At 58.1% G+C, this 24,864-nt stretch carries 21 protein-coding genes and 2 pseudogenes; 17 read left to right on the top strand and 6 right to left on the bottom strand.

All coding sequences use genetic code 11. From position 1 onward, the window contains the following. Window position 1 precedes the first annotated feature (1 nt). The 5 genes from GOX53_RS21845 to GOX53_RS21825 all read left to right on the top strand — a co-directional run bounded on the left by GOX53_RS21845 (window position 2) and on the right by GOX53_RS21825 (window position 6,758). Complete coding sequence (locus GOX53_RS21845; protein ID WP_171180157.1) at window positions 2-1,510, top strand: sugar ABC transporter ATP-binding protein; 1,509 nt, start codon at window positions 2-4, stop codon at window positions 1,508-1,510. Between the two features lie 10 nt (window positions 1,511-1,520). Further along, a complete protein-coding gene (locus GOX53_RS21840) occupies window positions 1,521-2,462 on the top strand; it encodes an ABC transporter permease (protein ID WP_171180156.1) in 942 nt (313 codons plus the stop codon). An 8-nt stretch (window positions 2,463-2,470) separates the two neighbouring features. Next, window positions 2,471-3,526, top strand: coding sequence for a zinc-binding dehydrogenase (locus tag GOX53_RS21835; protein WP_171180153.1), 1,056 nt, complete (start codon window positions 2,471-2,473; stop codon window positions 3,524-3,526). 128 nt (window positions 3,527-3,654) lie between these two features. Then, complete coding sequence (locus tag GOX53_RS21830; protein ID WP_171180151.1) at window positions 3,655-5,157, top strand: aldehyde dehydrogenase family protein; 1,503 nt, start codon at window positions 3,655-3,657, stop codon at window positions 5,155-5,157. Continuing rightward, window positions 5,157-6,758 carry a GMC family oxidoreductase gene (locus GOX53_RS21825; protein WP_171180149.1) on the top strand — a complete coding sequence of 534 codons (1,602 nt, stop codon included), beginning with the start codon at window positions 5,157-5,159 and terminating at the stop codon, window positions 6,756-6,758. The genes GOX53_RS21830 and GOX53_RS21825 overlap by 1 nt, the downstream gene beginning before the upstream one ends. Before the next feature lie 74 nt (window positions 6,759-6,832). On the opposite strand, the gene GOX53_RS21820 is transcribed toward GOX53_RS21825, so the two are convergent. Beyond that, window positions 6,833-7,651: an aldo/keto reductase gene (locus tag GOX53_RS21820; protein WP_171180147.1), complete on the bottom strand. Its 819-nt coding sequence runs from the start codon at window positions 7,649-7,651 to the stop codon at window positions 6,833-6,835. 144 nt (window positions 7,652-7,795) lie between these two features. Between GOX53_RS21820 and GOX53_RS21815 the strand changes: the two genes are divergently transcribed. The 4 genes and pseudogenes from GOX53_RS21815 to GOX53_RS21800 form a co-directional block, all read left to right on the top strand. After that, a complete protein-coding gene (locus GOX53_RS21815; RefSeq protein ID WP_171180145.1) occupies window positions 7,796-9,367 on the top strand; it encodes an acyl CoA:acetate/3-ketoacid CoA transferase in 1,572 nt (523 codons plus the stop codon). Between the two features lie 20 nt (window positions 9,368-9,387). After that, window positions 9,388-10,143, top strand: a complete 756-nt coding sequence (locus GOX53_RS21810; RefSeq protein WP_217351873.1) for an enoyl-CoA hydratase/isomerase family protein — start codon at window positions 9,388-9,390, stop codon at window positions 10,141-10,143. Window positions 10,144-10,160: 17 nt separating this feature from the next. After that, window positions 10,161-10,472, top strand: a complete 312-nt coding sequence (locus GOX53_RS21805) for a Dabb family protein (protein WP_171180141.1) — start codon at window positions 10,161-10,163, stop codon at window positions 10,470-10,472. A 189-nt stretch (window positions 10,473-10,661) separates the two neighbouring features. Further along, window positions 10,662-11,095, top strand: a pseudogene (locus tag GOX53_RS21800) (MOFRL family protein); the annotation flags it as partial. A 44-nt stretch (window positions 11,096-11,139) separates the two neighbouring features. On the opposite strand, the gene GOX53_RS21795 reads toward GOX53_RS21800, so the two are convergent. From GOX53_RS21795 to GOX53_RS21780, 4 genes are read right to left on the bottom strand one after another with little or no spacing between them, the layout of a single operon-like run. Further along, complete coding sequence (locus GOX53_RS21795; protein WP_171180138.1) at window positions 11,140-12,000, bottom strand: sugar phosphate isomerase/epimerase; 861 nt, start codon at window positions 11,998-12,000, stop codon at window positions 11,140-11,142. Window positions 12,001-12,003: 3 nt separating this feature from the next. Continuing rightward, window positions 12,004-13,152: a dihydrodipicolinate synthase family protein gene (locus GOX53_RS21790; RefSeq protein WP_171180136.1), complete on the bottom strand. Its 1,149-nt coding sequence runs from the start codon at window positions 13,150-13,152 to the stop codon at window positions 12,004-12,006. Window positions 13,153-13,163: 11 nt separating this feature from the next. After that, window positions 13,164-13,934, bottom strand: a complete 771-nt coding sequence (locus GOX53_RS21785) for a 3-ketoacyl-ACP reductase (protein ID WP_171180134.1) — start codon at window positions 13,932-13,934, stop codon at window positions 13,164-13,166. Next, a complete protein-coding gene (locus GOX53_RS21780) occupies window positions 13,931-15,061 on the bottom strand; it encodes an acyl-CoA dehydrogenase family protein (protein ID WP_256415896.1) in 1,131 nt (376 codons plus the stop codon). The genes GOX53_RS21785 and GOX53_RS21780 overlap by 4 nt, the downstream gene beginning before the upstream one ends. Window positions 15,062-15,220: 159 nt before the next feature. Here GOX53_RS21780 and GOX53_RS21775 point away from each other — a divergent pair, with 159 nt between their 5' ends. The 7 genes and pseudogenes from GOX53_RS21775 (at window position 15,221) to GOX53_RS21745 (ending at window position 22,131) form a co-directional block, all read left to right on the top strand. Then, window positions 15,221-16,237, top strand: a complete 1,017-nt coding sequence (locus tag GOX53_RS21775) for an aldo/keto reductase (RefSeq protein WP_171180130.1) — start codon at window positions 15,221-15,223, stop codon at window positions 16,235-16,237. Then, entirely contained in the window at window positions 16,218-16,700 is a 483-nt protein-coding gene (locus tag GOX53_RS21770; RefSeq protein ID WP_171180187.1) for a MaoC/PaaZ C-terminal domain-containing protein, read from the top strand. The genes GOX53_RS21775 and GOX53_RS21770 overlap by 20 nt, the downstream gene beginning before the upstream one ends. A gap of 373 nt (window positions 16,701-17,073) precedes the next feature. Next, window positions 17,074-17,187: pseudogene (locus GOX53_RS30340) on the top strand (integrase core domain-containing protein); the annotation flags it as partial. 161 nt (window positions 17,188-17,348) lie between these two features. Continuing rightward, window positions 17,349-18,824 carry a peroxidase family protein gene (locus tag GOX53_RS21760; protein ID WP_171180128.1) on the top strand — a complete coding sequence of 492 codons (1,476 nt, stop codon included), beginning with the start codon at window positions 17,349-17,351 and terminating at the stop codon, window positions 18,822-18,824. A 514-nt stretch (window positions 18,825-19,338) separates the two neighbouring features. Then, complete coding sequence (locus GOX53_RS21755; protein ID WP_171180126.1) at window positions 19,339-19,887, top strand: hypothetical protein; 549 nt, start codon at window positions 19,339-19,341, stop codon at window positions 19,885-19,887. 95 nt (window positions 19,888-19,982) lie between these two features. Beyond that, a complete protein-coding gene (locus GOX53_RS21750; protein WP_171180124.1) occupies window positions 19,983-20,651 on the top strand; it encodes a hypothetical protein in 669 nt (222 codons plus the stop codon). A 523-nt stretch (window positions 20,652-21,174) separates the two neighbouring features. Continuing rightward, a complete protein-coding gene (locus GOX53_RS21745; protein WP_171180122.1) occupies window positions 21,175-22,131 on the top strand; it encodes a hypothetical protein in 957 nt (318 codons plus the stop codon). Here the strand turns inward: GOX53_RS21745 and GOX53_RS21740 are convergent. Beyond that, complete coding sequence (locus tag GOX53_RS21740) at window positions 22,112-23,665, bottom strand: winged helix-turn-helix domain-containing tetratricopeptide repeat protein (RefSeq protein ID WP_171180120.1); 1,554 nt, start codon at window positions 23,663-23,665, stop codon at window positions 22,112-22,114. The genes GOX53_RS21745 and GOX53_RS21740 overlap by 20 nt on opposite strands. 166 nt (window positions 23,666-23,831) lie before the next feature. On the opposite strand from GOX53_RS21740, the gene GOX53_RS21735 reads away from it, so the two are divergent. Then, window positions 23,832-24,788, top strand: a complete 957-nt coding sequence (locus GOX53_RS21735) for a homocysteine S-methyltransferase family protein (protein WP_171180118.1) — start codon at window positions 23,832-23,834, stop codon at window positions 24,786-24,788. The last annotated feature ends 76 nt before the right edge of the window (window positions 24,789-24,864 follow it).

The raw sequence follows: 24,864 nt of genomic DNA, 5'->3' as shown, positions 1-24,864 counted from the left end.
AATGTACGAACTGATCAATGTCGACAAGAAATTCCCCGGCGTTCACGCGCTGAAAGCCGTGAATTTTCAGATCGGGCGCGGTGAGATCGTCGGTTTGGTCGGCGAAAACGGTGCCGGCAAATCGACCCTGATGAAGGTCATCTATGGCGCCTATCAGCCCGATGGCGGCGATATCACCATCGACGGCACCAAGGTCCGGTTTCAGAACCCGCGCCAAGCGATGGATCACGGCATTGGAATGGTGTTTCAGGAGCAATCCCTGATCACCAACCTGACCGTAATGGAGAATATCTTTCTGGGGTTTGAGCAGCAATTCGTCAGCTATGGCGTGATAGACTGGAAAGCCATGGCCGAGGCCGCGCGCAAGCAGCTGGCCAAGGTCAAGCTGGATATCGATCCGGCGATGACCACCTCGAAACTGTCCTTTGCACAACGCCAGCTGGTCGAATTGGCCAAGGTCCTGACACTGGAGGAGCGGATTGATGGCGATCTGGTCATTTTGCTAGATGAACCGACCTCGGTTCTGGCCAAGGAAGAGGTCGAATTGCTGTTCAGCCTCGTCCGCGAACTGACCAAGCGCGCGTCGTTCATCTTTGTCAGCCATCGGATGGACGAGGTTCTGGACCTTTCTGACCGGATCTACGTGATGAAGGACGGCGAGGTTGTCGATGTCGTTACCCACGACGCGGCGGAGGTTGATGCAATTCAGCACAAGATGGTCGGCCGCGACGTGGACAAGGAATACTACCGCGAGCAAAAGCAGAAGCCCTATCAGAGTGATGCAAACCCATTGGTCTCTTTCCAGAATGTTTCGCTGCAGGGGAAATACTCGGATATTTCGTTCGAACTGCGCCCGGGCGAGGTTTTGTGTCTGGTCGGTACAGAGGGGTCGGGGCGCGAAGCGATTCTGAGAACGATTTTCGGTCTGGAAACGCCGTCCTCGGGAACCGTGTCGCTCAAGGGTGAGGCCATCGGAAGGTTCAATGCCCAGTCCGGTGTGTCGCGTGGCGTCGGATATATCCCGCGCGAGCGCAAGGTCGAGGGGATCGTCGCTGGCATGAATGTCTATGAGAACATGACACTCAGCCAGATGGACAATTACGCCAATTCCGGCGTCCTGCGCATCGGTGAGGAAAAGTCGCTGGCCAAGCAATGGATCGACCGGTTGGCGATCAAGACGCCCGATGTCTACAAGGATTGCGGAGGGCTTTCGGGCGGCAACCAGCAAAAGGTTGTTCTGGCGAAATGGCGGTCGGCCGGATCCGACATCATTCTACTGGACCACCCGACACGCGGTCTGGATATCGGTGCCAAGGAAGACGTTTACGACATGGTGCGCGAGATGTCGGATGATGGCGTGGGCATCATTCTGGTCGCGGACACTCTGGAAGAAGCCATCGGCCTCAGCCACACGATTGTCGTTCTCAAGGACGGCGTCGCGCAAAAACGTTTCGACTGCAGCCCGGGGGACAAGCCGTCGTTGTACGATCTTGTCCACCACATGATCTGAGGCCTGTCTCATGAGTTTTGAACGCATCAAACCCCATTTGCCTTGGATCACTCTGCTGGCGCTTGTGCTGGTTGTCGGTATCGCAGATTCGAATTTCCTGCGCCCGGCCAACCTGATTTCGATGATGGCCGATATCGTGCCGCTGTTTATCATGGCGCTTGGCATGACATTTGCGATCTATATCGGTGGCATTGACCTGTCGGCGCAATCGATTGCCAACATGACCACGGTTGTCGCCACGATTGCCCTGCCAACCTTTGGTATTGCCGCCGCGCTTATCTGTATTCTGTCCGGCGTGGTTCTGGGCAGCATCTCCGGATTTGTGACGACACGGATGTACGTCCCGTCCTTTATCTCGACACTGGCAGTTGGCGGTATCGCTTACTCTGCCGCACAATATATGTCCGGCCAGCGCGCGTTGTTCATGGATGCCGGGTTGCGGGATTCGACCTTTGGCTGGATGACAGCATCAGTTGCCGGCATCCCCAGCGAGCTGTTCATCGCGGCCATTCTGGTGCTTGGTGCATGGTTCCTGCAATCCCGTACCACCTTCGGCCGTGCGCTCAAGGCGGTGGGAGCGGGGGAACCGGCCGCCGTCGCCTCGGGCCTGAACGTCAATCGGATCAAGATCATGGCCTTTGCCCTCTCAGGCGGCTTGGCCGCGGTTGCGGGCCTTCTGTTCTCGGTCAAATTGTCCGGCGGGTCGCCCACCCTTGCCAACGGCTTTCTGTTGCCTGCCATCGTTGCGGTTCTGGTTGGGGGCACGCCCCTGACCGGCGGCGTAGGCGGCGTAATCAATACGCTGATCGGCACGCTGATCGTGGCGGTGATCCGGTCATCGATGCTCTATTTCGAGGTGGATGCAACACAACAACAGATGGTGTTCGGCCTGATCCTGATTGCGGCGATCGCGCTGACCATCGACCGAACAAAGCTAAAGGTCGTGAAATGACGGCGACCATGAAAGCCGCGGTCCTGGTCACACCGGGCCGGTTCGAGGTGCAGGATGTCCCGCGCCCCGAACCCGGCCGGGATGAGGTTCTGGTCCGTATCACCCGTGTCGGTATCTGCGGCACCGACGTCCATATCTTCAACGGACACTACGCCGCAGAGAACCTGCCGATGATCCCCGGTCATGAGTTCACCGGCACCATTGCTGAACTGGGCGAAGGGGTCAGTGGCCTGACTGTTGGCGACCCGGTTGTTGTCGATATGAACATCGGATGCGGCACCTGCTATTGGTGTCGGCGCAATGAGATCCTGAACTGCCCGGAAATGCAGCAGATGGGGATCACCATGGTTGGGGCCTTTGCCCAGTATATCTCGGTTCCCGCGCGTCTCGTCATTCCGGCGCCGCAAGAGGTCTCGGCTGAGGTGCTGGCCCTCACCGAACCCCTGGCCTGCGTGGTGCGCTGCGCGCGCAAGGCGGGCATCACGTTTGGCCAATCCGTCGTGGTGCTGGGCGCTGGGCCAATCGGCAACCTGCATGTGCAACTGCTTCGCACCATCGGCGCAGCTCCCATCATCGTTGCCGATCTGTCTGAAGACCGGGTGAATATGGCGCTGGAGGTCGGGGCAGATGTTGGCATCACTGATCCGGACGACCTTGAGCAGACAGTGCTACGCCACACCGATGGCCGCGGTGCGGATGTTGTGATCGAAAGCGTTGGCTTGCCCACCCTCTATCAACAGGCGACCCGGCTGATCCGCAAGGGCGGCCATATCGCCGCCTTTGGCCTGACCGGCGCAGGTGAAACCCTGCCCATCGACATCCTGCAAACGATTTTACAGGAAAACTCCATCAAGGGGTCCGTGGCGGGAATGGGTCAGGATATGCACGATGCTCTCACATTGCTGACTCATGACCGGATCAGGACAGATCGTTTCACCGGCGCGTCCTATCCGCTGAACGGCATTCAGGAGGCTTTCGACAGCATTTCTGATCGTCCCGGGGACCTGAAAACTCAGATCGTTTTGACGCACGAGCCGAGGAGGGAGGAAAACTATGATTGTTGAGGTTTGCACATCCAAACCCAGGGGCATGATGCGCAATATTCGGTCGATGGTGGTTGGAGTGACTTGCGCGACGGGCAGGGCGCATCTGCCTAGCGCCGCCGCGGCATTGACATGATGGAGCACCTTCAATGGACCAACAGAGCCAAATTCTGACACCACCTTCCGAGCCGCGCGTGTTCGGATTTTTCATGGATGGCCAATCGGTTGCCGCTGGGGATCGGGATGTATTCGAACGCTCGTCTCCCGGTCATGGCGTGCCGGTCACATGCATCCCGCGCTGCACGAACGAAGATCTGAACACTGCAGTTGCCTGTGCTCGAAGGGCGTTTGACGACCGTCGTTGGTGTGGTTTGTCCGGCGCGGATCGGGCAGCGGTTTTGCTGAAGGCGGCGGGATTGATCCGCGAACGGGCGGAAGAAATCGCCTATTGGGAGGTGTTGGAAAACGGCAAGCCGATCGCGCAGGCGCGGGCAGAGGTTCAGGGCTGCGTGGGCATGTTCGAGTTTGCCTCGGGTCTTGCACGCGCGCTGCATGGCGACAGCTTCAACAATTGCGGCGACGACGCGATGGGGATCGTCACGCGCGAACCCGTGGGCGTGGTAGGCCTGATCACACCGTGGAACTTCCCTTTCCTGATCCTGTGCGAGCGGGTGCCCTACATTCTGGCCTCGGGCTGCACAATTGTGGCCAAGCCATCAGAGGTCACCAGCGCCACGACCCTGATCCTGGCGGAAATCCTGTCCGAGGCCGGATTGCCGGATGGTGTGTTCAATGTGGTGACCGGTTCGGGCAGTGTGATCGGGCAGAAACTGGCCGAGCATATGGATGTGGACATGCTGTCCTTCACCGGATCCACTGCCGTGGGCCGGTCGGTGGTTGCGGCTGCGGGGCAAAGCAACTTTAAGAAACTGGGGTTGGAACTGGGCGGCAAGAATCCCCAGATTGTGTTTGCCGATGCGGATCTGGAAGATGCCGCCGACGGCGTCGCTTTTGGCATCGCCTTCAATACCGGTCAGTGCTGTGTCTCAGGCGCGCGTCTGCTGGTGGAACGCTCGGTTGCTGAAAGGTTCGCCAAAATGGTGGCTGACAAGCTACGCAAGGTGCGCGTGGGCGATCCGCTGGACGAACGCACGCAGGCGGGGGCGATTACGACGGATGCGCAAAACCGCACCATCCTGTCTTACATCGCCAAGGGACAGGAAGAAGGTGCGACGCTGCTGACCGGTGGCACGACGCCGGAAATCTCTGGCGGGCAGTACATCGACCCAGTGGTTTTCACCAATGTGACCAACGATATGGCGATTGCGCGTGAGGAAATCTTTGGCCCGGTTCTCTGTGTGATCCCGTTCGACACGATTGACGATGCGATCGCGATTGCCAACGACACTGAATACGGGCTCGCCGCCAGCGTCTGGTCCAAGAATATCGACAAGGCTCTGACCATTTCGCGCCGCGTTCAGGCGGGTCGGTTCTGGGTGATCACCACTCTGGCCGGGGGGCCGGAGTTGCCGATTGGCGGCTTCAAGGCATCGGGCTGGGGCCGAGAGGCCGGGATGCTTGGGGTCGAGGAATATACTCAGGTCAAATCGATTCATGTCGAGTTTGGAAAGCGGTCGCATTGGGTGGAGTGATGGCGCAGGGCGGATACGACTATGTAATCGTCGGTGGTGGTTCTGCCGGATGTGTTCTGGCCAGCCGGCTGACCGAAGACAGCAGCGTCCGGGTGTTGCTGCTGGAAGCCGGCGGCAAGGACAGTCACCCGCTGATCCACATGCCTGTCGGCTTTGCCAAGATGACGGATGGGCCGCACACATGGGGCTTCAATACCGTTCCGCAGCGTCATGCCAATGACCGCGAAATTCCTTATGCGCAGGGCAGGGTGATCGGCGGCGGCAGTTCCATCAATGCCGAAGTGTTCACACGCGGCAATCCGGTCGACTATGACCGCTGGGCAAGCGAAGAGGGTTGCGAAGGTTGGTCGTTCAAGGACATCCAGAAGTATTTCGTTCGCTCGGAACGCAACGCGATCCTGTCTGGTGAGTGGCACGGTACCGAAGGCCCGCTGGGCGTGTCTAACCTTGCCGCTCCGCAGGAAATGACGCGTGCCTTTGTGCGCTCCTGTCAGGAGGCGGGCATTCCCTACAACCCCGACTTCAACGGTCCGGTACAGGAGGGGGCAGGGGTCTATCAGGTAACGACCTGGAACGCGAAACGTTGCTCGGCCGCCGTTGGTTACCTGAAGCCCGCGCTGTCGCGTAAGAACCTGACGGTCAAGACCGGCTGTCAGGCGCATCGCGTTCTCATCGAGAACGGCCGTGCGACAGGTGTGGAGTTCGAGCGGCGCGGGCACGTTGAGAAAGTGACTGCGGATCAAGAGGTTCTGGTAACCTCGGGTGCGATCGGAACACCCAAGTTGATGATGCTGTCCGGTGTCGGACCGGCGGCGCATCTGCGCGAACATGGAGTCGAGGTCAAGCACGACCTGCCGGGTGTGGGCGAGAACCTGCATGACCATTTCGGCATCGACATCGTGGCAGAACTGAACGGCCATCAGAGCCTGGACAAATACAACAAGCCTCATTGGGCGGTTTGGGCCGGGATTCAGTATTACATGTTTGGTTCTGGCCCGGTGGCCTCGAACGTGGTTGAGGGCGGTGCTTTCTGGTACGGAGACAAAGCCGCTCCGGTACCGGATATCCAGTTCCACTTCCTCTCCGGTGCCGGTGCAGAAGCCGGTGTGCCAAGCGTGCCCAAGGGAAGCTCCGGCATCACGCTGAATTCCTATACGTTGCGGCCCAAGGCGCGGGGAACGGTGCGGCTGCGGTCGAACCGGGTCGAAGATATGCCGCTGGTCGATCCGAACTTCTTGGGGCATCCGGACGATCTGAAAACCTCGGTCGAAGGCGTCAAGCACAGCGTTGAGATTTTCCGGCAGAACAGCCTGCAAAAATACATCCGCCAGATCCGTTTCCCGGACGACAGCGTAAAAACGCAGGCGGAGTTCGAAGAATACGCACGACAATATGGCCGCACCTCCTACCACCCGACCTGCACCTGCAAGATGGGCGTCGATGAAATGGCGGTGGTCGATCCACAGATGCGGGTGCATGGGATCGATGGCCTGCGGATCTGCGACAGCTCGGCCATGCCCAGTCTGATTGGGTCCAACACAAACGCGCCGACGATCATGATGGCAGAAAAAGCCTCTGACATGATCCGGGGTAATCACTGAGCTTTACCGCTCTCAAAGGCTTAGGAACACTCCCCAGGCTGGCGGTGCCACACTTTGGCACCGCCTTTTTTGCCTCAGTCCCAGTTAGGCGCCCAAGGCACCAGATCATCGGTCACGATCCGGTAACCGGAGTGGGTCATGGCGTCGATCCTGTCCATGTCGATGCTGGACAAGGTGAAGTCCATTATGTCGAAATTAGCCGCTATATTGGTGCGCTTGGTGGACATGGTGTTGATCGATACGCCCTTTTGCAGGATCCAACGCAGCACGACCTGCCCCGCGGTCTTACCATAGCCCTGCCCGATTTCTTCAAACATGGGGTGTTTGAAAACTTCGCCGCGGGCAACCGAACAGTAAGAGGACAGGGGAATACCGGTTTCGGTAGCGGCGGCCAACAGGACGTCCTGGTTCAGCAGCGGATGGAATTCGACCTGGTTGGTCACCAGCGGCGTGCCGATGATTTTGGTCGCATCCCTCATCATCCGGGCGGTGTAGTTGGATACACCGATATTCCGGGTCAGACCCTTCGCATGCGCTTGTTCCAACAGCTTCAGCGAGGGCGCGATGTCTCCGCCAACCGGCGGCCAATGCAGCAGTAGCACATCGACATAATCGAGTTGCAGCTTTTTCAGGCTTTCTTCGACAGAGAGCAAAAAAGCCTCCTCCCCGAAATTGTCGGGATGCACCTTGGTGGTCACGCAAATCTCGTCGCGGGTAATACCGAGTTCCGACAATGCGTCACCGGTTTCTTTCTCATTCCCATACATCTGTGCGGTATCGAATGAGCGATAGCCAGTTTCACCTGCAATCATCATGGCATCGCGCAACTCGCGCTCGGTCAGCGGGAACGTACCGAAGCTCCGTTGGTACGTGTTTTGAAAGTAGATGTTCATAGGGGTGCTCCTGGGGAATGTGTTTATAAGTAACCTATTGGTTACTTTTGGTCAGGTCAATTCCAGCGTGACTGAAATTCCTGTTGATTTGCACATCTCATCAAGGCATAAACTATAACTAGTTAGTTACTTCATGAGGACCGCATGACCAAGCAGATGTCGGCCCGCGCGGCAGCCAAGCTCATTCCGGACGGCGCAATTGTTGCGGTGAACTCATCCAGTGGCCTGTGCTGTCCGGATGCAATCCTGAAAGGAATTGGTGCGCGATTCGACGAGGAAGGCAGTCCCCGCGACCTGACGACAATCCATCCCATCGCAGCGGGCGACATGTTTGGAACGAAGGGCGTGGATCACGTAGCCAAACCTGGTCTGTTGTCGCGGATCATCGGCGGATCCTACCCCTCGGGGCCCAGCAAGTCGGACCCGCCGGAGGTTTGGAAGATGATTACGGCCGATCAAGTGCGGGCCTATAACGTGCCGTCCGGTATTATCTTTGACATGCTGCGCGAAGCGGCCGCCAAACGTCCGGGAGTTCTGACCAAAGTGGGGATGGACACGTTCGTCGACCCCGAGATCGAAGGCTGCGCCATGAACGCTCCGGCGCGCGCCGAACCCATCGTCAAACGGATGCAGTTCGAAGGCGAGGAATGGCTCTATTTCAAATCCATGGCCCCCGATGTCGCCATCATCCGAGCCACCACGGCTGATGAAAAAGGCAACCTGAGCTTCGAACATGAGGGCGCGTATCTGGGCGCGATGGAGATGGCGTTGGCCGCCCGCAATTCAGGTGGCGTTGTCATCGCGCAAGCCAAGCGCATTGCGGCAGCGGGCAGCATTCGCCCCCATGACGTACACGTTCCCGGCATCCTCGTGGATGCGATTGTCGAGGCTCCGGATCAGCTGCAGACTACGGCAACCGAGTATGACCCGGCGATCTCGGGCGAACTGACCCGTCCGATCGAGAGCTTTCGCACTGTCGAGTTCGACATTGGCAAGGTCATCGCCCGCCGCGTGGCAAAGGAATTGAAAGACGGCTGGGCGGTCAACATCGGCTTCGGCATCTCGGCCAATGTCCCGCGCATTCTGGTCGAAGAGGGGCTGCACGGCTCGGTCACCTGGATGATCGAACAAGGTGCCGTGGGCGGCGTGCCGCTGCTGGATTTCAAGTTCGGCTGTTCCGCCAATGCCGAGGCCTTCGTCGCGTCGCCGCATCAGTTCTGCTATTTTCAGGCGGGCGGGTTTGACGCTTCGCTGCTTTCATTCCTGGAGGTGGACAAGAACGGCTCGGTTAACGTGTCCCGCCTGTCGGCAATTCCGCACAGAACCGCCGGCGCGGGCGGCTTTGTGGATATCACCACGCGGGCGCACAAGATTGTCTTTTCCGGCAATTTCAATGCCGGCGCAAAGATGACGATTGAGAATGGCGCTTTGAAAATCCTGCGAGAGGGTAAAATCGCCAAGTTCGTGGATGAGGTCGATCAGATTTCCTTCTCGGGCAAACGTGCCAAGACGCAGGGCCAGGACGTTACTTACGTGACGGAACGGTGTGTGATCCAATTGACTCCAAAGGGTCTTATGGTCACGGAAATCGCACCGGGAGTAGATTTGCAGAGGGATATTCTGGATCAGGCGGCGACACCGCTTCTGGTCGCACAGGACCTGAAAACGATGGATGCCGCTTTGTTCGATCCCGCCCTCATGGGTCTGCGTTTGTAAAAAACCCCGTGGATCATCTCTTGTTGGATATCCAGAACGGTATTGCGCGGCTGACCATCAACCGGCCAGAGCGCCTGAATGCGTTGACCATGCCGATGATGGACGATCTGCTGACACTATGCCGTCGGATCGAACGTGATCATAGCACCCATGTCGTGATCTTGACAGGCGCGGGCAAGGCATTCTGCGCAGGTGGGGATATCCATGCCTGGGCAAGTCAATCCCCGGATGAATTTGGCCGTCATTGGTTGCGCGACGGGCAACAGGCGTTGGACGCGCTGGCGCGGCTGCGCCAACCGGTGATTGCTGTTTTGAACGGCCATGTTTTGGGCGGCGGGCTCGAGCTTGCTGCCTGTGCCGACTACCGGATCGCGGAATCCCACATTCGGATCGGCCAGCCGGAGCCTTCGATTGGCATCATTCCTGGCTGGTCCGGAACCCAACGCACGGTGCGCCGGTTTGGCGCTCAGACGGTCCGCCGCATGGCGCTGTTTGGCGAGGAATTTTCGGCGCAGGACGCCTTGCCTGCCGGGCTGGTGGATCAGATCGTCGCAACGGGGCAGGGCGGGGAAGCAGCCACAGAGCTTGCCCAGCGGATGCGCCATCGTGGATCCGTTGCCACCGAGTTGACCAAGATGCTGATCAATGCGGCCGAACGAGAAGAACGCGAGCGCGTTCTCGAGGCCCTCGCAGGCCGTGTTGCCGCGGCGTATCCTGAGTTGCAGACGGGTCTGGCCGCGTTCAGCGATCGAAAGAAAGCAGATTTCTGGGAATAATTTTTAAAGGATGCGCGATGATACGTCACTTGGTTCACCTGCGGTTCAAACCTGATACAAGCGAGGCAACGAAGGCGTCGCTGTACGCGGATCTGGCTGGACTCTCCGCGCATATCGACGGCATCGTCGATTTTCAGCATCGCAGGAACGTGTCCGTCGAAACGCCGTTGGTGCGCAATTTCGATGACATGTTCTGGTTCGACTTCAGAGATGTGGCGGTGCGCGATACATACCTGGTGGACCCGACCCATCAAGAGATTGGCGGCCGCATCGTGGAAAACCTCGAAGGTGGAGCCGACGGTGTCTTTGTCTGCGATATCGAACTGTGACCTCGGAAAGGCCTTTCTGACATCGTTGTTTCACGCGGCGGTGCACGCAGCCGATCCGATTGAGGCGCTGAAGCCGCATCTGCCAGAGTCCCCGAAAGGGCAGGCTATTGTTGTCGGTGCCGGTATAGGCGCGGCTCAATTGGTCCGTGCGTTTGCAGCCCTGTGGTCGGGCCCGCTGTCATTCTATAAGACGCGATTGAGGGTGAGTCCCGCGATGTCGTGCGCGTTCACGCAGCCATTGCTCGCGAGGTCTTGCGCAAGGATCGACCATTCAGAAACCCGTTGTCATCCTTTCGGGCGGTGAAACCACAGTAACCCTGCGAGGAAACGGAAAAGGCGGGCGCAACACCGAGTTTCCGTTGTCTCCGACGCTCGAACTGGACGGGAGCGCTGGCATCACCGCGCTGTCGGCTGACACCGATGGGATTGATGGGTCCGAGGACAATGCCGGTGCATTCGCTGACGGCTCTACATGTGCCCGCCTGCGGGCCGCTGGGCGGGATCTGTCAGCGGATCTGGTCCGCAATGACGCCTTCAGCGCGTTTGAGGCCATCAGTGATCTGTTCTTACCTAGACCGACCGGGACAAATGTAATTGATTTCCGTTCCATCCTGATACGGTAACCGCGATGCTACCAAGAGGCGTCGGTGTGTTGGGTCCTTTTCATTCAGCAAACGGTTCTGAAACGATCAACGATGACGTCGAGTACGTCGTTCGGGTCCCGCTTCCACCAATTATTGGCTGAAAAGATCTCGACCTCGCAGAAGCCAATATAGCCGGTGTTTTCCACGGCTTCCCGCAGCGCCCGAAGGTCTGCGACCCCGTCGCCCATCATGCCGCGGTCCAGCAGAACATCGCTGGTATCGGCCAGCCAGTCACATAGATGATACCCCAGCACACGACCCTCGCCACGTCCGGCTAGTGTTTGCTCCAAAGAGGTGTCCCACCAGACGTGGTTGACGTCGATAGCCACTCCGACATTGTCCACGCCCACCGCATCGCACACGTTCAGCGCGTCTGCTGCCGTCATCAGGCAAGTGCGGTTGCCGCCCATCGCCGGGTTCAATGGCTCCAGCGCAAGCTGAACACCACGCTCTGCCGCGTAGGGCGCCGCGCGCGCGACACGATCCGCGAGTAGTTTCTGACTTTCCAGAACCCCTTTGGTGCCGGGCTCGGGCCCTCCGCTCACGATGGTCAGGACGGATGTCTGTAGTGCCGCGGCCTCATCAATGGACAGGTGGAAATCGTCCATGATCTCCTGATCCGAGGGCAGGGCCAGCGGGCCGGTCAGGAACGGTGTTCGACAAAGGCCCACAACCGCGAGCCCGGCCGCGCGGGTCTTGTCGCCGATCTCCTGTGCGCGGCCGTCCAACTCACGTCGCCAATAGGTGATGCCGCCATAGCCCCGTGCAGCGCAGGCGTCGATCACCTGCTCCGGCGACCAGCCCGCGCCAAATCCGTCCAGATTGTGCCCCAGCGTCGCCGTGTTCAGGGCCAGCGCGGAATGGTCATCGGAAAAGTCGCGCATGACCTAGACCCCGTAGAGCTTCAACAGATTGCCCATGCGCTCAATCGCCATATCCGGGTCACGCAGCAAACCGCATTCGTCGGCCATTTTGAAGCAATCCACGAAATAGGGCAGGGAGCGTGTGGATTGCGCGCCGTTCAGCATGATGAAGTGATCCTGGAACCCGTTGAGCCACGCGAGGAACACAACCCCGGTTTTGTAATATCGCGTTGGCGCTCGGAAGATGTGGCGGGCCAGCGGAACGGTCGGATCCAGGGTGGCGCGGAAAGCCCCGGTGTCTCCTTCGCTCAGCTTTCTGACAGCGCAGGCCGCTGCCGGTGCAAGCGGATCAAAGATCCCCAGAAGTGCGTGGGAAAATCCCTGATCGTCGCCCTCGATCAGTTCTGGGTAGTTGAAATCATCGCCGGTATACATCTTCACGCCCTCGGGCAGGCGGCGGCGCATGATGATTTCTTTTTCGGCTTCCAGAAGCGAGACCTTGATCCCGTCCACCTTGGATGAGTTTTCTTCGATAATCGCCAGGCAGGTTTCCAGCGCGAGTTCAAAGCTGTCCGATCCCCAATAGCCTGCCAGTTGCGGGTCGAACATCTCACCCAGCCAGTGCAGAATGACCGGTTGATCGCAGGCGGCAAGCACGTCGCGGTAGACCGTGACGTAGTCCTCCGGCCCATTCGCCACTTTGGCCAGCGCGCGCGAGGCCATCAGGATCAGGCGTCCGCCGATCTTCTGAATGGCCTCGACCTGCTCCAGGTAGGCGCGGCGCACATCGTCCAGTGTTTTCGCATCCGCCGGATCCAGATGATCGGTGCCGCATCCATTGGCGACCAGCGCGTCGGGCAGTTCCTCTTTCGTGCGGCGGATCAGTTCCAGCGCGCCGTTCCAATCCAGACCCATACCGCGCTGGGCGGTATCCATGGCTTCGGCGATACCCATGCCCATGCCTGCCAGGTAGTGACGGAATTCCATGGTTTTGGCCCAATCGACATTGGCAGGTCCCGTCGGGTCGTTGTCGCCGAAGGGGTTCGCCACGACGTGGGCCGCCGAATACAAAACGCGCGCCGAGTTTGGCGTCAGTGTCGAGGGCTGAACGGGTGCACCGACCAGCGTGTAGTCACCCAATGCGCCGTGCGTGTCAGGAAGTTGGATTTTCATGGATTGGATCCTCAGAAACGGGGAACGAGCATACCGCCATCAACCGAAATGGTCTGACCTGTCGTGTAGGGGATGCGGTTGGTGGCCAGCGAGGCGATCACGACGCCCAACTCTTCGGGTTGACCGACGCGCGGGAACAGGCACAGGCCCTCTTCGGCACGCTTTTGATAGCTGGCAATCACCGCCCTGGTCATCTCGGTCGCAATCAGGCCGGGCTGCACGTCGAAAACCGGGATACCCTCCGGGCCAAGGCGTGCCGCGAAAGCTTTGGAGATCATCGCGGCGGCGGCTTTGGAGGCGCAGTATTCCGCGCGCGGCACAGCAACCGCTACCGCATTGGACGAGGTCACATTGACAATGGAATAGTGCAAGTCAACGTTCCGATCGGACGCCAGCCAACGCTTGACCAGCGATTGTGTCAGGAAGAACAGCGCCTTGGCATTGACGTTCAGACAACGGTCATAGCTTTCCTCGGTCACGTCCAGCGGGTCGCCCCGGCTCATCACGCCGACGCCTGCATTGTTCACAAGCGTGGTGATGGGGCCAAGCGCTGCTTCGATCCGGTCCAGCACGGCACCATGGCCGTCAATGTCGCTGACATCAAACGCGGCTTTGTACGCCTTCACGCCAAGGGCTTCGATGATTTCTGCCGCCCTTGAAAGTTCGTCTCCATCCGAACGCGCGTTGAGGGCAATGTGAAACCCCTCCTTGGCCAATTCCACGGCGGCGGCCAGTCCGATTCCGCGGCTGGACCCCGTGATCAGAGCGACTTGCTGGCTCATGCGGCTGCTCCCTTCGTCAAAAGCTCGCGCGCGATGATCATGCGCTGGATCTGATTGGTCCCCTCATAGATCTGAGTGATCTTGGCGTCCCGATACAGACGTTCGACCTCGAAACCGCGAATATATCCGGACCCGCCAAAGACCTGCACCGCGTCGGCGGACCGTGCGACAGCCATGTCGCCAGCAAAACACTTGGCGATTGAGCAAGCCTTGGTCGCGTCCTGTTTGGTGTCAATCTTGTGGGCTGCGGAATGGACAAGAAGGCGGGCGGCTTCGACATCTTTGGCGATGTCTGCCAGCATCCACTGAACCCCCTGAAACTCGGAAATCGGTTTGTTGAACTGTTTGCGTTGCTGGGCGTAATCGGCGGCGGCCTCAAGCCCAGCCTGGCCAATGCCAACCGCCAGCGCGCCGATGCCGACACGGCCCTTGTCCAGCACGCTCATCATCATGTGAAAGCCGCGCCCTTCGGTGCCCAACAGGGAGTCGGCCGGCAATCGCACATCATCGAACGACAGTGGGCCAACTTGACTGGCGCGCTGACCCATCTTGATTTCCTTGGGGCCGCGGGTCACGCCTTTTGCGTGAAGGTCGACGATGAAAATGGACATGCCGCGATGGCCTGCACCCGGATCGGTACGGGCAAGGACGAACCCGACATCGGCAACCGGTGCATTGTGGATCCAGATCTTTCCACCATTCAAAACCCAGTCGTCCCCATCGCGCACGGCGGTGGTGCGAATGCCGGACACATCTGTGCCCGCTTCGGGTTCGGTAATGCAGTAGGCGCCGCGTTTCTTTGCCGCAAGAATATCCGTCAGCCATCGGTCGCGCTGGTTGTCGGTTCCGTGGTTCACCAGCAGGGTCGAGACCAGCTCAACCAGGCCGCATTGATCCGCGACAGAGGCGTATCCGCGCGACAGTTCCTCCATCACGATTGAATAGGTCACCGTGTCAAAGCCTGGCCCACCCATGTCTTCGGGAACGCCAATGCCGAAAAGGCCCAACTCTGCCATCTGCTCGTAAATCTCGGCCGGAAAGCGAGACTCACGGTCGAGTTCTTCCGCCAAAGGGCGGATCACATCGTCAGAGAATTGCCGGGTCATGTCCCGGACTTGCGTATGCATTTCTGTCAGATACATCAGCCTGCCTTGTAACTATCTGGTTACTTTATTAGTCAAACCCGTCTGCACGCGTCAAGTTAAATATCCCAGAGCAAGTGCCTTGATTTTTTCATGGGAAGTCTGTATATAACCGTTTGGTTACTTAACGGGGAGATTGAAGCAGTGAACCCGCATACGAAGGTGAAATTTGGCAGGGTCGATCTGGAAGTGACAAGCTTTGGATTTGGCACGGCTCCGATCGGCAATATCTTCCGCGAGATCGATGAAGAAACATCCGACGCAATGATCCAGAGCGCCTGGGATGCGGGTGTCCGTTATTACGATACTGCGCCGATGTACGGGCATGGGCTGTCCGAACTGCGCACGGGCCAGGGACTGCGCTGGAAGAACCGGGATGACTACGTGCTGTCCTCCAAGGTCGGCCGCGTCCTGAAACCCGCGCGACGCAGTGAAATTAACTTTGAACCATGGACCAATGCCGCACCCTTCACCATGCATTTCGACTACAGCTATGATGGTGTCATGCGGTCTTTCGAAGACAGTTTGCAGCGTCTTGCTCTGGAGCGCATGGACATCTGTTTTATCCACGACATCGACGTGTTCACTCGCGGTGCGGATCAGCCCGAAGTCTTTGAACAGGCGATGGATGGGGCGTGGAAAGCGCTGGAAAGCCTGCGCGATCAGGGTGTCGTCAAGGCTATCGGTGTGGGTGTCAACGAATGGGAAGTCTGCCACGCCGCGCTTGAGCGCCGAGATTTCGACTGCTTCCTCCTTGCCGGGCGCTATACGCTTCTGGAGCAAGAGGCGCTCGACAAATTCCTTCCTCTTTGTGAGGAGCGTGGCGCAGCCGTTGTCGTCGGAGGTGGCTTCAACTCGGGGATTTTGGCGACCGGCGCCAAGGAAGGCGCCAAATACAACTACGCCCCTGCGCCTGACGACATCATGGAAAAGGTGCGTAAGATCGAAGCCGTCTGTGCCGAGTACAATGTGCCGCTTCCAGCCGCTGCTTTGCAATTCGTGGTCGCGCACCCGGCTGTTCCGACCTTCATGGCCGGGACGCGCACCGTCGCGCAGCTGATGCAGAACCTGAAGTGGTTCAGTCACGACATCCCGGCCCAGTTCTGGGTTGATCTCAAAACCAAAGGGCTCTTGCGTGACGATGCACCCGTACCCGCCTGAGAAGACAAGTTACCTGGCTCCAGGCGACTACGGTTTCGATGACCTGTCGATCGGAGATCGCATCGAAATCGGCTCGGCCACCATTTCGGCCGAGTTGATCGATCAGTTCGCCGTAGTCTCCGGGGACCGGTATGAGTTGCACATGGACAAGGCTTTTGCCGAAACACATGGATTTCGCGATCGGGTTGCGCATGGCCTGTTGGTCCTGTCCGTTGTCGATGGCTTAAAAAACAACGCCGAGGCCCATCTGGACGGTTTTGTGTCGCTTGCCTGGAACTGGCAGTTCCAGGCCCCGGTCTTGGCCGGCGACACAATCGCTGCCGAAATTGTCATCGCGGGCAAGCAAAGATCCGGTGGCGGTCGACACGGTTCGGTGCGGTTGGAGCTAAAGATAACCAATCAGGATGGCCGCGTGGTTCAGAGCGGCCATAACACACTTTTATTCAAGGTTTCGCCGGTTTGATAAAGTGGCTGCTTTTCGGTGGCGTCGATTGGTTCTATTGAGAAGTCTTGACCGTTTTCCGGGCAAGGCGTTCTGTCGCCAAATCTGGACCGATTTGTCTGATCGATTGAGGTGCCCGTCATAAGATCATTTGGAACAAGGGCGGGTGGGCACGCTCAGGCCTATTCTCGTCCCGGATCGCGCCAATCAGCGTTGGTCGTTGAACTTCGTGCCTGATGTTCTTGCGGATCGCTCGCTGTCTGGTGCCCGCATGACCCGTGACCTGGATGAGCTGATCCCCATGCGCGGCCAGCGGGACATGATTGTCAGCGACAAAGGGACGGCAAGGCATCCTATAATGTTCTGAAATGATGCCAGGGCCGACGTCAGCTGGCATTACATCGCGCCTGGAAAACCCTCGCACAATGCCTGTGTCGAGTCATTCAACGGTAGGCTACGCGGCGAATGTCTGAACGAGCATATCTTTGGCAACCTTGCTGAAGCCTGAGAGACTAATGACAATCGGAGGATCGATTACAACACGCTGCGACCATGCACATCTCGCAGCGGGTTCACGAACAGCACATTCTGTGATAGAAGCAGCCACCTTAACTCAATTCTATTTTCAAACTCGCGCGTTTGATTTGCGCACAATTTTAGGAGCCAACCATGGGATATCATGGACTGTCTAAGCACGACCATCTTGTCTTCGAGTGCCTGAACCACAATGCACTGAATTCAGACGAACCTCTGCCTCAGCACTTCGGTTATCTGCACAAAGCCAACCCGATCACCGGAAACCTGACCAAGGATGAAATCGTCAACGGTTTCGATGCGTTGGTTGAAACCATGCGAACAAGCCATGTGGGAGACGGGCCCGCAGCCGCCGGGATGACCTTTCTCGGCCAATTCATCGACCACGACATCACGCTGGACACGACCTCCTCTATCGGGACCCGCATCGACCCCAGGTCAATACGCAATGTCCGGACGCCCGCATTGGATCTCGACTGCGTTTATGGCGACGGGCCCGAAGCTTCTGGCTACCTGTACTCGAAGAAGCATCACGGGTTTATGCTCTTCGGTCGCAAGGACAGCCCGCTCGACCTCGCCCGTAATTTTGAAGGAACCGCCCTGATTGGCGATTTCCGAAACGATGAGAACATCATCGTCAGTCAGATTCAGGGCGCATTCATCTGCCTGCACAACATATTGATGAGCCATGTTGCTGATGACAACGAAACCGCCAAAGACGTCCGGCATTGCGCCCATATGGGGGTCCGCAAGGACGTCTGGGATCATCACGTGGCGCCTCGCCTGAAAGGGTTCGAGGAGGTTCGCCGCTTTATCCGACTACACTACCAGTGGATTATTCTGAACGAGTTTCTTCCCGCATTCGTGGACCCGGATGTGGTTCATGCCGTGAAGAAACATGACCCCTTCCACGACAAGGGGCCGATCATGCCAGCGGAATTCTCGGTCGCGGCTTATAGGTTTGGTCATGCAACCGTTCAGCCGACCTACAAGTTGAAGAGAAGCGAAACGGATCACAAGCTGTTCGACATGCTTGGGTTCCAGGCGCGCGGACCCGAAAGCGATATCGAGATGCGCATGTTCTTCGACCACTCGGGAGACAAAGCTCAACGGGCGCTTCCGGTTGGCACCAAGATGGCCGCGTCGCTGTTCGAACTTCCGGACAACATCGTGGGCGCACCGCTCGATTGGGGTGGGTTTCCGATCAAAATTGACAAAGCGAAAAAGCTTGGGCTGCGCAACATTCTAAGGGATCGGACGGCCCTGCAAATCCCGTCTGGCCAGCAAATGGCCGACAAGCTTGGCCTACACCGCCTGGACACCCCTTCGGTGCTCAAAGACCACCATATCGACAAGACCCCGTTGTGGTACTACTGCCTGCAGGAAGCCCAGGAAAAAGGCGGCGGGCGGTTGACCGGCGTGGGCGGCAGCATCGTCGCATCGGTCCTGATCCGTCTCTTGAAGCTGGATCAGGAAAGCGTCTGGCACGTCCGGGACTTTGAGCCCTGGAGCGGTTTTGGCGGAAGAGACTGCACGATGGGTTCGATCATGCAATGGGTCGAGAAGCATCGTGACGACATTCCGCACCGGAAGGATCTGTGGTGCCACTAACCGGCGGGTTTTCCCGTTGTCGGATCACAGAAGATGCCAAAGATGAAAACGGGCGCGCAGATCAATTGCGCGCCCAAGTCTCTGGGAGGAAAAATTAAAATTCAGCGTTCCAAAACTCGTATACGCTCACTCACTAACATCCTCAGTCTGGCAGGATTCCGCGACACGTTCAGTAAAGCAGGTCACACAGGTTGAAGATTTTTTGTGTTCCGGACCAGCGTTAGAAGGTCCAAGTCATCACTTCGCACAATCTGCACCGCCGTCACCTGACGATAACCAGCATGCGCAAGTTTGCGCATCCTCACGGTCGGACCAAAGTCTACCTGCCTCACCGAAAACCTAGCTCACTTGGCGAGTATCGAGTTCTCCAAGCCTCGACGTGACTTACAGCGCAGGCATAGGCCGATCAGACATAAGTTCGTCATGAAATGCTCAGAACCTGCTCAGGACCGGTTTGGCCTGACGGGAGTATCATTACCTTTTAACTCCATTACCGGACTGAAGGATATTTTAGATGTTACCGAGCAACGTATTGACTGTGATGTCCCCCCTGCTCATGGCGATGCCGTGGACGAAACACCTGGAGGCCGCCTGCAAGGAGGCGTCGAAGAAGATCGAGAAGAAGGCCAAGTCAACTCCGCAAAAGAAGTTCACAGAAAAAGTCGTCGAAAACATCATCTGTGCCGAGGCGGGAAAGCTCGACAAGACGTTGACAAAGGCCGCCACTGGCGCCGTGAAAAAAGGCATCGAAAAAGAGAAGAAGAGTGTCGAGAAGGAGATCAAGAAGAAGGATCCGGGCACGCCACAGGCATTGGCGTTGACGGGCCTTCGCGACGACTTGCTGAATGCACGCAAAGAACGGAACGCGCTGGAAACGGGCAAACCGATTAAGCTGCCAAAGCCCAAGGGCGGCGGGCTTCACGTGCCGATCAAGATCAAGGTCTTGACCAAGGATAAAATTGAACTGGAGGTCAATGGATTCATCGGTATCGACCTCAAGGATATATTGAAGGGCAAGATGCCGATCACCTATGGCGGAGTGGGTATTGGTGGTCGTTTCTAAGCGCGCTTAAGGCTCGACCTTCTGTTCAAAACGCGCCGCCAAATTTGGATTCGGCGCAGATACATTTTCGACACTTATTGAAAAGGGATTTTCCCATGATTCCAGTGCTCAAGAGCCATGTTGTGAAGAAGGGCGAGGGCATGATCGGCATCCTGAAGCGTAACGGTCTCGACCCGAAGGATTGGAAAGCTGTCTACAAAATGTCGTACAACGCGCCGGCTTTGGCCGGTTACAAAAAGTTGGGTCACATCGAACCGGGAGACAAGATTTTCCTGCCGACTATGAAAAGAGGAACGTTCGAGACGATCGAGAGCGCACTGTTCTGGATCGAAGATCGATTGGTGGATCTTTTTGACACCTACGGCAAACTAAGAGCCGAGTACGACCGCCTGAGAAGGGCTAAATCCAGCGCAACAGAAGCCTATGAAAAAGCCAAAAGCAGGGTAGAGAAGCTTGAGAAGAAGCTGAGTGCGGCGAAGAAGGAATGCTCCAAGGTCGACAAGAAAACGGGCAAAGAACGGCAGCTTGGTTCAATGGTAAAGTGCCTGGTTGACGCTGCGCCTGACAAGACACTGATGAGCGAGTTGGAATATCTCCGTAAGAACTACAAAAAGAAGCTTGAAGATAAGAAGGCGGCGGATAAGACCTTCAAAAAACTGGACGACCTCATAGCCAAAAGAGAACGTTTTCTCAAAAAGGCACAAGATTCTCTGAGGGACGCAAGGAACTATTTCCTGAAGCTTGAGTGGCAAATGTACGGTTAGGTTCGGGCCTCATAGCCGGTAAATGACCATTGCAGCGAGCGCGATTGCTGAGGGGTGCCAAAAGGTCTTCTTGTCCGCCATCGCTCTCGCCCCAACCTCACATTGGCTATGACACAATAACGAGGCCAGACCCTAGAGCCGTGGCCCCCGAGTATCATATCTATGCAGACCGACACACCGGATGACGTGATGAACGGCGTCGGAGAGAAGGTACTTTCGATCAGCCAAAGCCATTGCCGCAGGATGTTGGCCAGTCACCGCGCCCTCCATGGATCATTGTCGTTTCTCGGTTGTGCCAAGCAGCCGGCTCTCAGTTGCCGGGGTCATTGGAGTCGTCCAGACGATCCCACACGAGCGCCAAAATGCGATCGTTTGGTGTAAGATAACCCTCGCACCTGGGTAACTTGCAGCGGCAACTCGTTTGAATGAGGTATATGTGCGCAACCGAATACAAGACACGTCCATATTCATAATCAGCTACGCGACCACTATTCTGAACACGATGCCGATTTGGTTGGCTGAGTTGGCTGACAAAAGCGGCGGTACAAGCACCGCTATCGGGCTGATCGCAAGCCTGGTGCTGACCACCGCTGCCATCGGATGCGTACTGGGATCGCGCGTCCAGCACTCACGGGTGGTATTGTTTTGCGGCGGTATTGTCTGTCTCGGCCTGCTGGGGGCATCGCTCAACCCAACATTCGGCCAGACAGTTCTGATCGCCGGGTCGGCTGTGGGCGGGGTCGCGTCTGGTGTGGTGCTGTCTGTTCCGCTGTCGCTTGCGATCAACAGCCGGGACATGCTGCGCATTTTCGGCCATGGCATGAGCTTTGGCTGTATTGCCTCCTTCGTGATCCTGGCGGGCACTGCCGCAACCGGCGTTTCGCTGCTGCCAATCCTGGCTGTTTTGGCTGGCGTCCAGGTCGTGGCACTGCTGTGGCCCGAGTCATCGGACATGCCGCGCACCCATCTGCCTGTAACATGGGCTCATGATCTGAGCCTGTTTCCATTCTTTGTCCTGATGGGGTCTTATTGGGCGTTTCTTGAGGTGTTCGCCCGGGAACAGGGTTTCGAGACGGTCAGTGGTTGGCTCGCCGCCAGCCTCATTCTGTCCGCGCTCGGGTCATTTTTTGCAAGCCGCGTGCCGGATGAGAGGAGGCACAGATGGCGGCTATTCGGTCTTGTTCTGGCAGCCTTTGCCGGCGGTCTGACCTATCTCTCGTTTTCCGAGATCACGTTGGGGATGATGATCCTGTGCAACGCATTTGGGCTGTTCTTGTTCTTCCCGTTGTATCTGGACGGTACCGACGCGCCCGCACTTGGCATGGCGCGTTATCTCATGGGTTTTGCGCTTGGCGGTGGGGCAGGCAGCTTGATACTCGTTTCAGGGGGGCACGCGGCGCTTGCGGGTGCCATTGTGGTTTCGGGCCTTGTCGCGATGCCATTGCTCTTGCGTGCCCGCCCTAAGATCCGGTCATTTTGATGTCCAGACCCGCTTTGGTCCAGCCCCGGATCGCCATTGCTCCGCGTTCAGCGCCGATATTGGTCAGCTCCAGTTCGGCCACAGCCACATCTTCAAACTGCGGGAACATGGCCCGCATCATGTCTGCGGCGCGCCGTGCCTTGTCCATATTGCCCAGTTCCGCGTGAAGCCAGGCCAGATGCGCCTGATACCAGAAGAATTCGGGCATCGGGACCTTCTCGATCTCAAGTACCGCCGCCTCGAAGAAGCCCTGATCGGCGTAGAACCAGCACCGCGCGTAATGATACCAGCCGGGATGAATCGGGCTGAGCTCAATGGCGCGGTCCAGCAGCTCGACCGCCCGCTTGTATTCACCAAGGAACAGATGGCATGAGCCGATTTCGGCCAGAACGTCGCAATGACCGGAGTTCAGTTCCAAGGCCCGCGCGGCCGCAACCCGGAACCCGGCGATGTCCTTTTGATAAAAGATCGTCAGCGCCAGGGTCATCTGTGCAAAGGCGTTGAGGCTATCGCTTGCAACAGCGCGCTGCGCGGCGTCCGAGGCCAGCGCGAGCGCATCGACATCAGGGCGCTGGTTGATGTGATACCGGTACTCCTCCAGCAGCAACATCGCATAGGCGGCCCAACCGTCGGCGGACTGCGTGTCCTGGGTCAGGGCCTCTTGCAGGTGATCCCGGGTCTCAGAGTGAATGTCCGGATCATAGCTGCGGTAGTATTCGTAGAACCTTGCAACCAGTCGATAGGTATCCCAGGACTCGGCGCGCCGGACCGGTACGGTCTGCGAAATCTGGTTGGCCATCAGGCCATGACGGCTGCCAAGGCGTCCGGCAATCAGGCGCGCGATCTCTTCCTGAATTTCGAAAAGGTCCGCGGTCCCGCCGCCGCGATCAAACTGTTCGGTCGCTACCAACTGGCCGCTGATGGCCTCGGTCACCTGAACCGTCACCCGCAGCTTTTGTGGCGAAACACGAATACTGCCTTCGATGACATGAGAGACACCAAAGGTCTGGTTCATCTCGGTGTTCGACATGTCGTCGGCAGCGATCTGGACGGTGGTGCGATGGGACAGCAGAGTGAACTCCCGAAACCGGGATAGGTTGGTGATGGTATCCTCGGTCAGGCCCTCGGCGACGCAGTCGTTTTTCGGCTCCGGATTGAGACTGCGAAACGGCAAAACCGCCAGAATGGTCCGGTCCGATTGCCGAACATGGGACTTGGCTGTGCCCCGCGCGGTGATTTCAGCCACAAACCGGAACCCTTTGCCGTGAACCGTCCGGATCGTGTGCTGATCCCGGCCACTGTCTCCTACGGCTTGCCGGACTTCCTTGATCGCGGTTGACAGTGTGGCATCAGTGATCGCGCGCCCCTCCCACACATGCTCGACCAGATCGTCCTTGAGCACGACGCGGTCCCGGTTCCGTATTAGATAGTCGAGCAGGCGTGCGGTTTGCGGTGTCAGGCTGAGCCGGACCCCGTCGCGCGATATCTGAAAAAGCTCCGTGTCAATTTCGCAATCGTTAAACGCGAATGTCATGCCTTGCCCCACAGCTGACCCGGCGGCTTTTCGCCTGCTGTCGAGACTAACGCTCAGACTTTCTCAGGAAAAGCTCAGAAATCCCGCGAGTCTCAGGCCGAAACGGCGCCTATCCCGATGTCACCGAGACGTGCCCGCCAACCGGGCGCCGACAAAGGAGACAGAAATGAAATATCGCAATGCGCTTCCGCAGATGAAAGAACAGCAGATGCTGGCCGACGGCGGGTTGGAGACAACACTGGTCTTTCAAGAAGGGATCGAGCTGCCGCTGTTTGCGGCGTTCAAGGCGCTCGAACACGAAAAGGGCGTCGAGGCCATCGATCGCTATATGCGCGGTTTCGCTGAGCTGGCGGTTCGCAATCGCCGGGGGTTTGTAATGGACACCCCGACATGGCGGGCCAGCCCGCGCTGGGCTGCGGAACTGGGCATCGACCGCGATCGGCTCAAGGCGGTCCACCGCGACGTGGTGGCGACCCTGGCCGAACTGCGCGACAAATATGAAACGCCCGCTTCGCCATTTGTCATCAATGGGGTGATCGGGCCCCATTGCGACGGGTATTCACCCACCGAGATCCTGACCGCGGCCGAGGCGAAAGCGTACCACCATACGCAGGTTGACTGGTTTGCTGGTTTTGGCGCCGACATGGTTTCGGCCATCACGATGACCTATGCGGACGAGGCCATCGGCATCGTCAATGCTGCGAGAGAGGCCGATATCCCGGTCGTCATTTCGTTCACGGTCGAAACGGACGGCCGGTTGCCCTCGGGGCACAGCCTGCAATCCGCTATCGAAAAGGTGGATGATGCGACGAACGGAGCCGCTGCCTATTTCATGATCAACTGCGCGCATCCCGATCACTTCCGGCATGTGCTAGAACAGGGCGGTGACTGGACCCTGCGCATCCGAGGTCTGCGGGCCAACGCCTCGCGCCTGTCGCATGCCGAGCTGGACGAGGCCGAAGAGCTGGATGATGGCAACCCGCAGGAGTTCGGCCAACTGCATCAACAGCTTGCGCGCCTGCTGCCGAACCTGACTGTCATCGGCGGATGCTGCGGCACCGACCATCGCCATGTCGATCATGTCTGCAAGGCGGCGCATGACGACGCCGTTGCCGTGGCCTGACACCCAAAGAACCAAGGTGAAGCCGCGTTCAGCGGCTTCATCACCCATGGAAGTTCGCGCAAAGCTTCGGGACACA

Origin of the sequence: Ruegeria sp. HKCCD8929, from assembly GCF_013031405.1 — a bacterium.
In the GTDB taxonomy this organism is placed as follows: domain Bacteria; phylum Pseudomonadota; class Alphaproteobacteria; order Rhodobacterales; family Rhodobacteraceae; genus Ruegeria.
The sequence above is the reverse complement of the archived record's forward strand: the minus strand, read 5'-3'. Positions and strand labels throughout refer to the sequence as shown.

What these genes read in the sequence shown, in the direction of transcription:
- GOX53_RS21785 (WP_171180134.1), bottom strand. Translation starts at nt 13,934, where the DNA reads ATGAGCCAGCAAGTCGCTCTGATCACGGGGTCCAGCCGCGGAATCGGA.
- GOX53_RS21805 (WP_171180141.1), top strand. Translation starts at nt 10,161, where the DNA reads ATGATACGTCACTTGGTTCACCTGCGGTTCAAACCTGATACAAGCGAG.
- GOX53_RS21760 (WP_171180128.1), top strand. Translation starts at nt 17,349, where the DNA reads ATGGGATATCATGGACTGTCTAAGCACGACCATCTTGTCTTCGAGTGC.
- GOX53_RS21735 (WP_171180118.1), top strand. Translation starts at nt 23,832, where the DNA reads ATGAAATATCGCAATGCGCTTCCGCAGATGAAAGAACAGCAGATGCTG.
- GOX53_RS21825 (WP_171180149.1), top strand. Translation starts at nt 5,157, where the DNA reads ATGGCGCAGGGCGGATACGACTATGTAATCGTCGGTGGTGGTTCTGCC.
- GOX53_RS21835 (WP_171180153.1), top strand. Translation starts at nt 2,471, where the DNA reads ATGAAAGCCGCGGTCCTGGTCACACCGGGCCGGTTCGAGGTGCAGGAT.
- GOX53_RS21780 (WP_256415896.1), bottom strand. Translation starts at nt 15,061, where the DNA reads ATGCATACGCAAGTCCGGGACATGACCCGGCAATTCTCTGACGATGTG.
- GOX53_RS21790 (WP_171180136.1), bottom strand. Translation starts at nt 13,152, where the DNA reads ATGAAAATCCAACTTCCTGACACGCACGGCGCATTGGGTGACTACACG.
- GOX53_RS21815 (WP_171180145.1), top strand. Translation starts at nt 7,796, where the DNA reads ATGACCAAGCAGATGTCGGCCCGCGCGGCAGCCAAGCTCATTCCGGAC.
- GOX53_RS21820 (WP_171180147.1), bottom strand. Translation starts at nt 7,651, where the DNA reads ATGAACATCTACTTTCAAAACACGTACCAACGGAGCTTCGGTACGTTC.
- GOX53_RS21830 (WP_171180151.1), top strand. Translation starts at nt 3,655, where the DNA reads ATGGACCAACAGAGCCAAATTCTGACACCACCTTCCGAGCCGCGCGTG.
- GOX53_RS21750 (WP_171180124.1), top strand. Translation starts at nt 19,983, where the DNA reads ATGATTCCAGTGCTCAAGAGCCATGTTGTGAAGAAGGGCGAGGGCATG.
- GOX53_RS21740 (WP_171180120.1), bottom strand. Translation starts at nt 23,665, where the DNA reads ATGACATTCGCGTTTAACGATTGCGAAATTGACACGGAGCTTTTTCAG.
- GOX53_RS21770 (WP_171180187.1), top strand. Translation starts at nt 16,218, where the DNA reads ATGCACCCGTACCCGCCTGAGAAGACAAGTTACCTGGCTCCAGGCGAC.
- GOX53_RS21840 (WP_171180156.1), top strand. Translation starts at nt 1,521, where the DNA reads ATGAGTTTTGAACGCATCAAACCCCATTTGCCTTGGATCACTCTGCTG.
- GOX53_RS21845 (WP_171180157.1), top strand. Translation starts at nt 2, where the DNA reads ATGTACGAACTGATCAATGTCGACAAGAAATTCCCCGGCGTTCACGCG.
- GOX53_RS21755 (WP_171180126.1), top strand. Translation starts at nt 19,339, where the DNA reads ATGTTACCGAGCAACGTATTGACTGTGATGTCCCCCCTGCTCATGGCG.
- GOX53_RS21795 (WP_171180138.1), bottom strand. Translation starts at nt 12,000, where the DNA reads ATGCGCGACTTTTCCGATGACCATTCCGCGCTGGCCCTGAACACGGCG.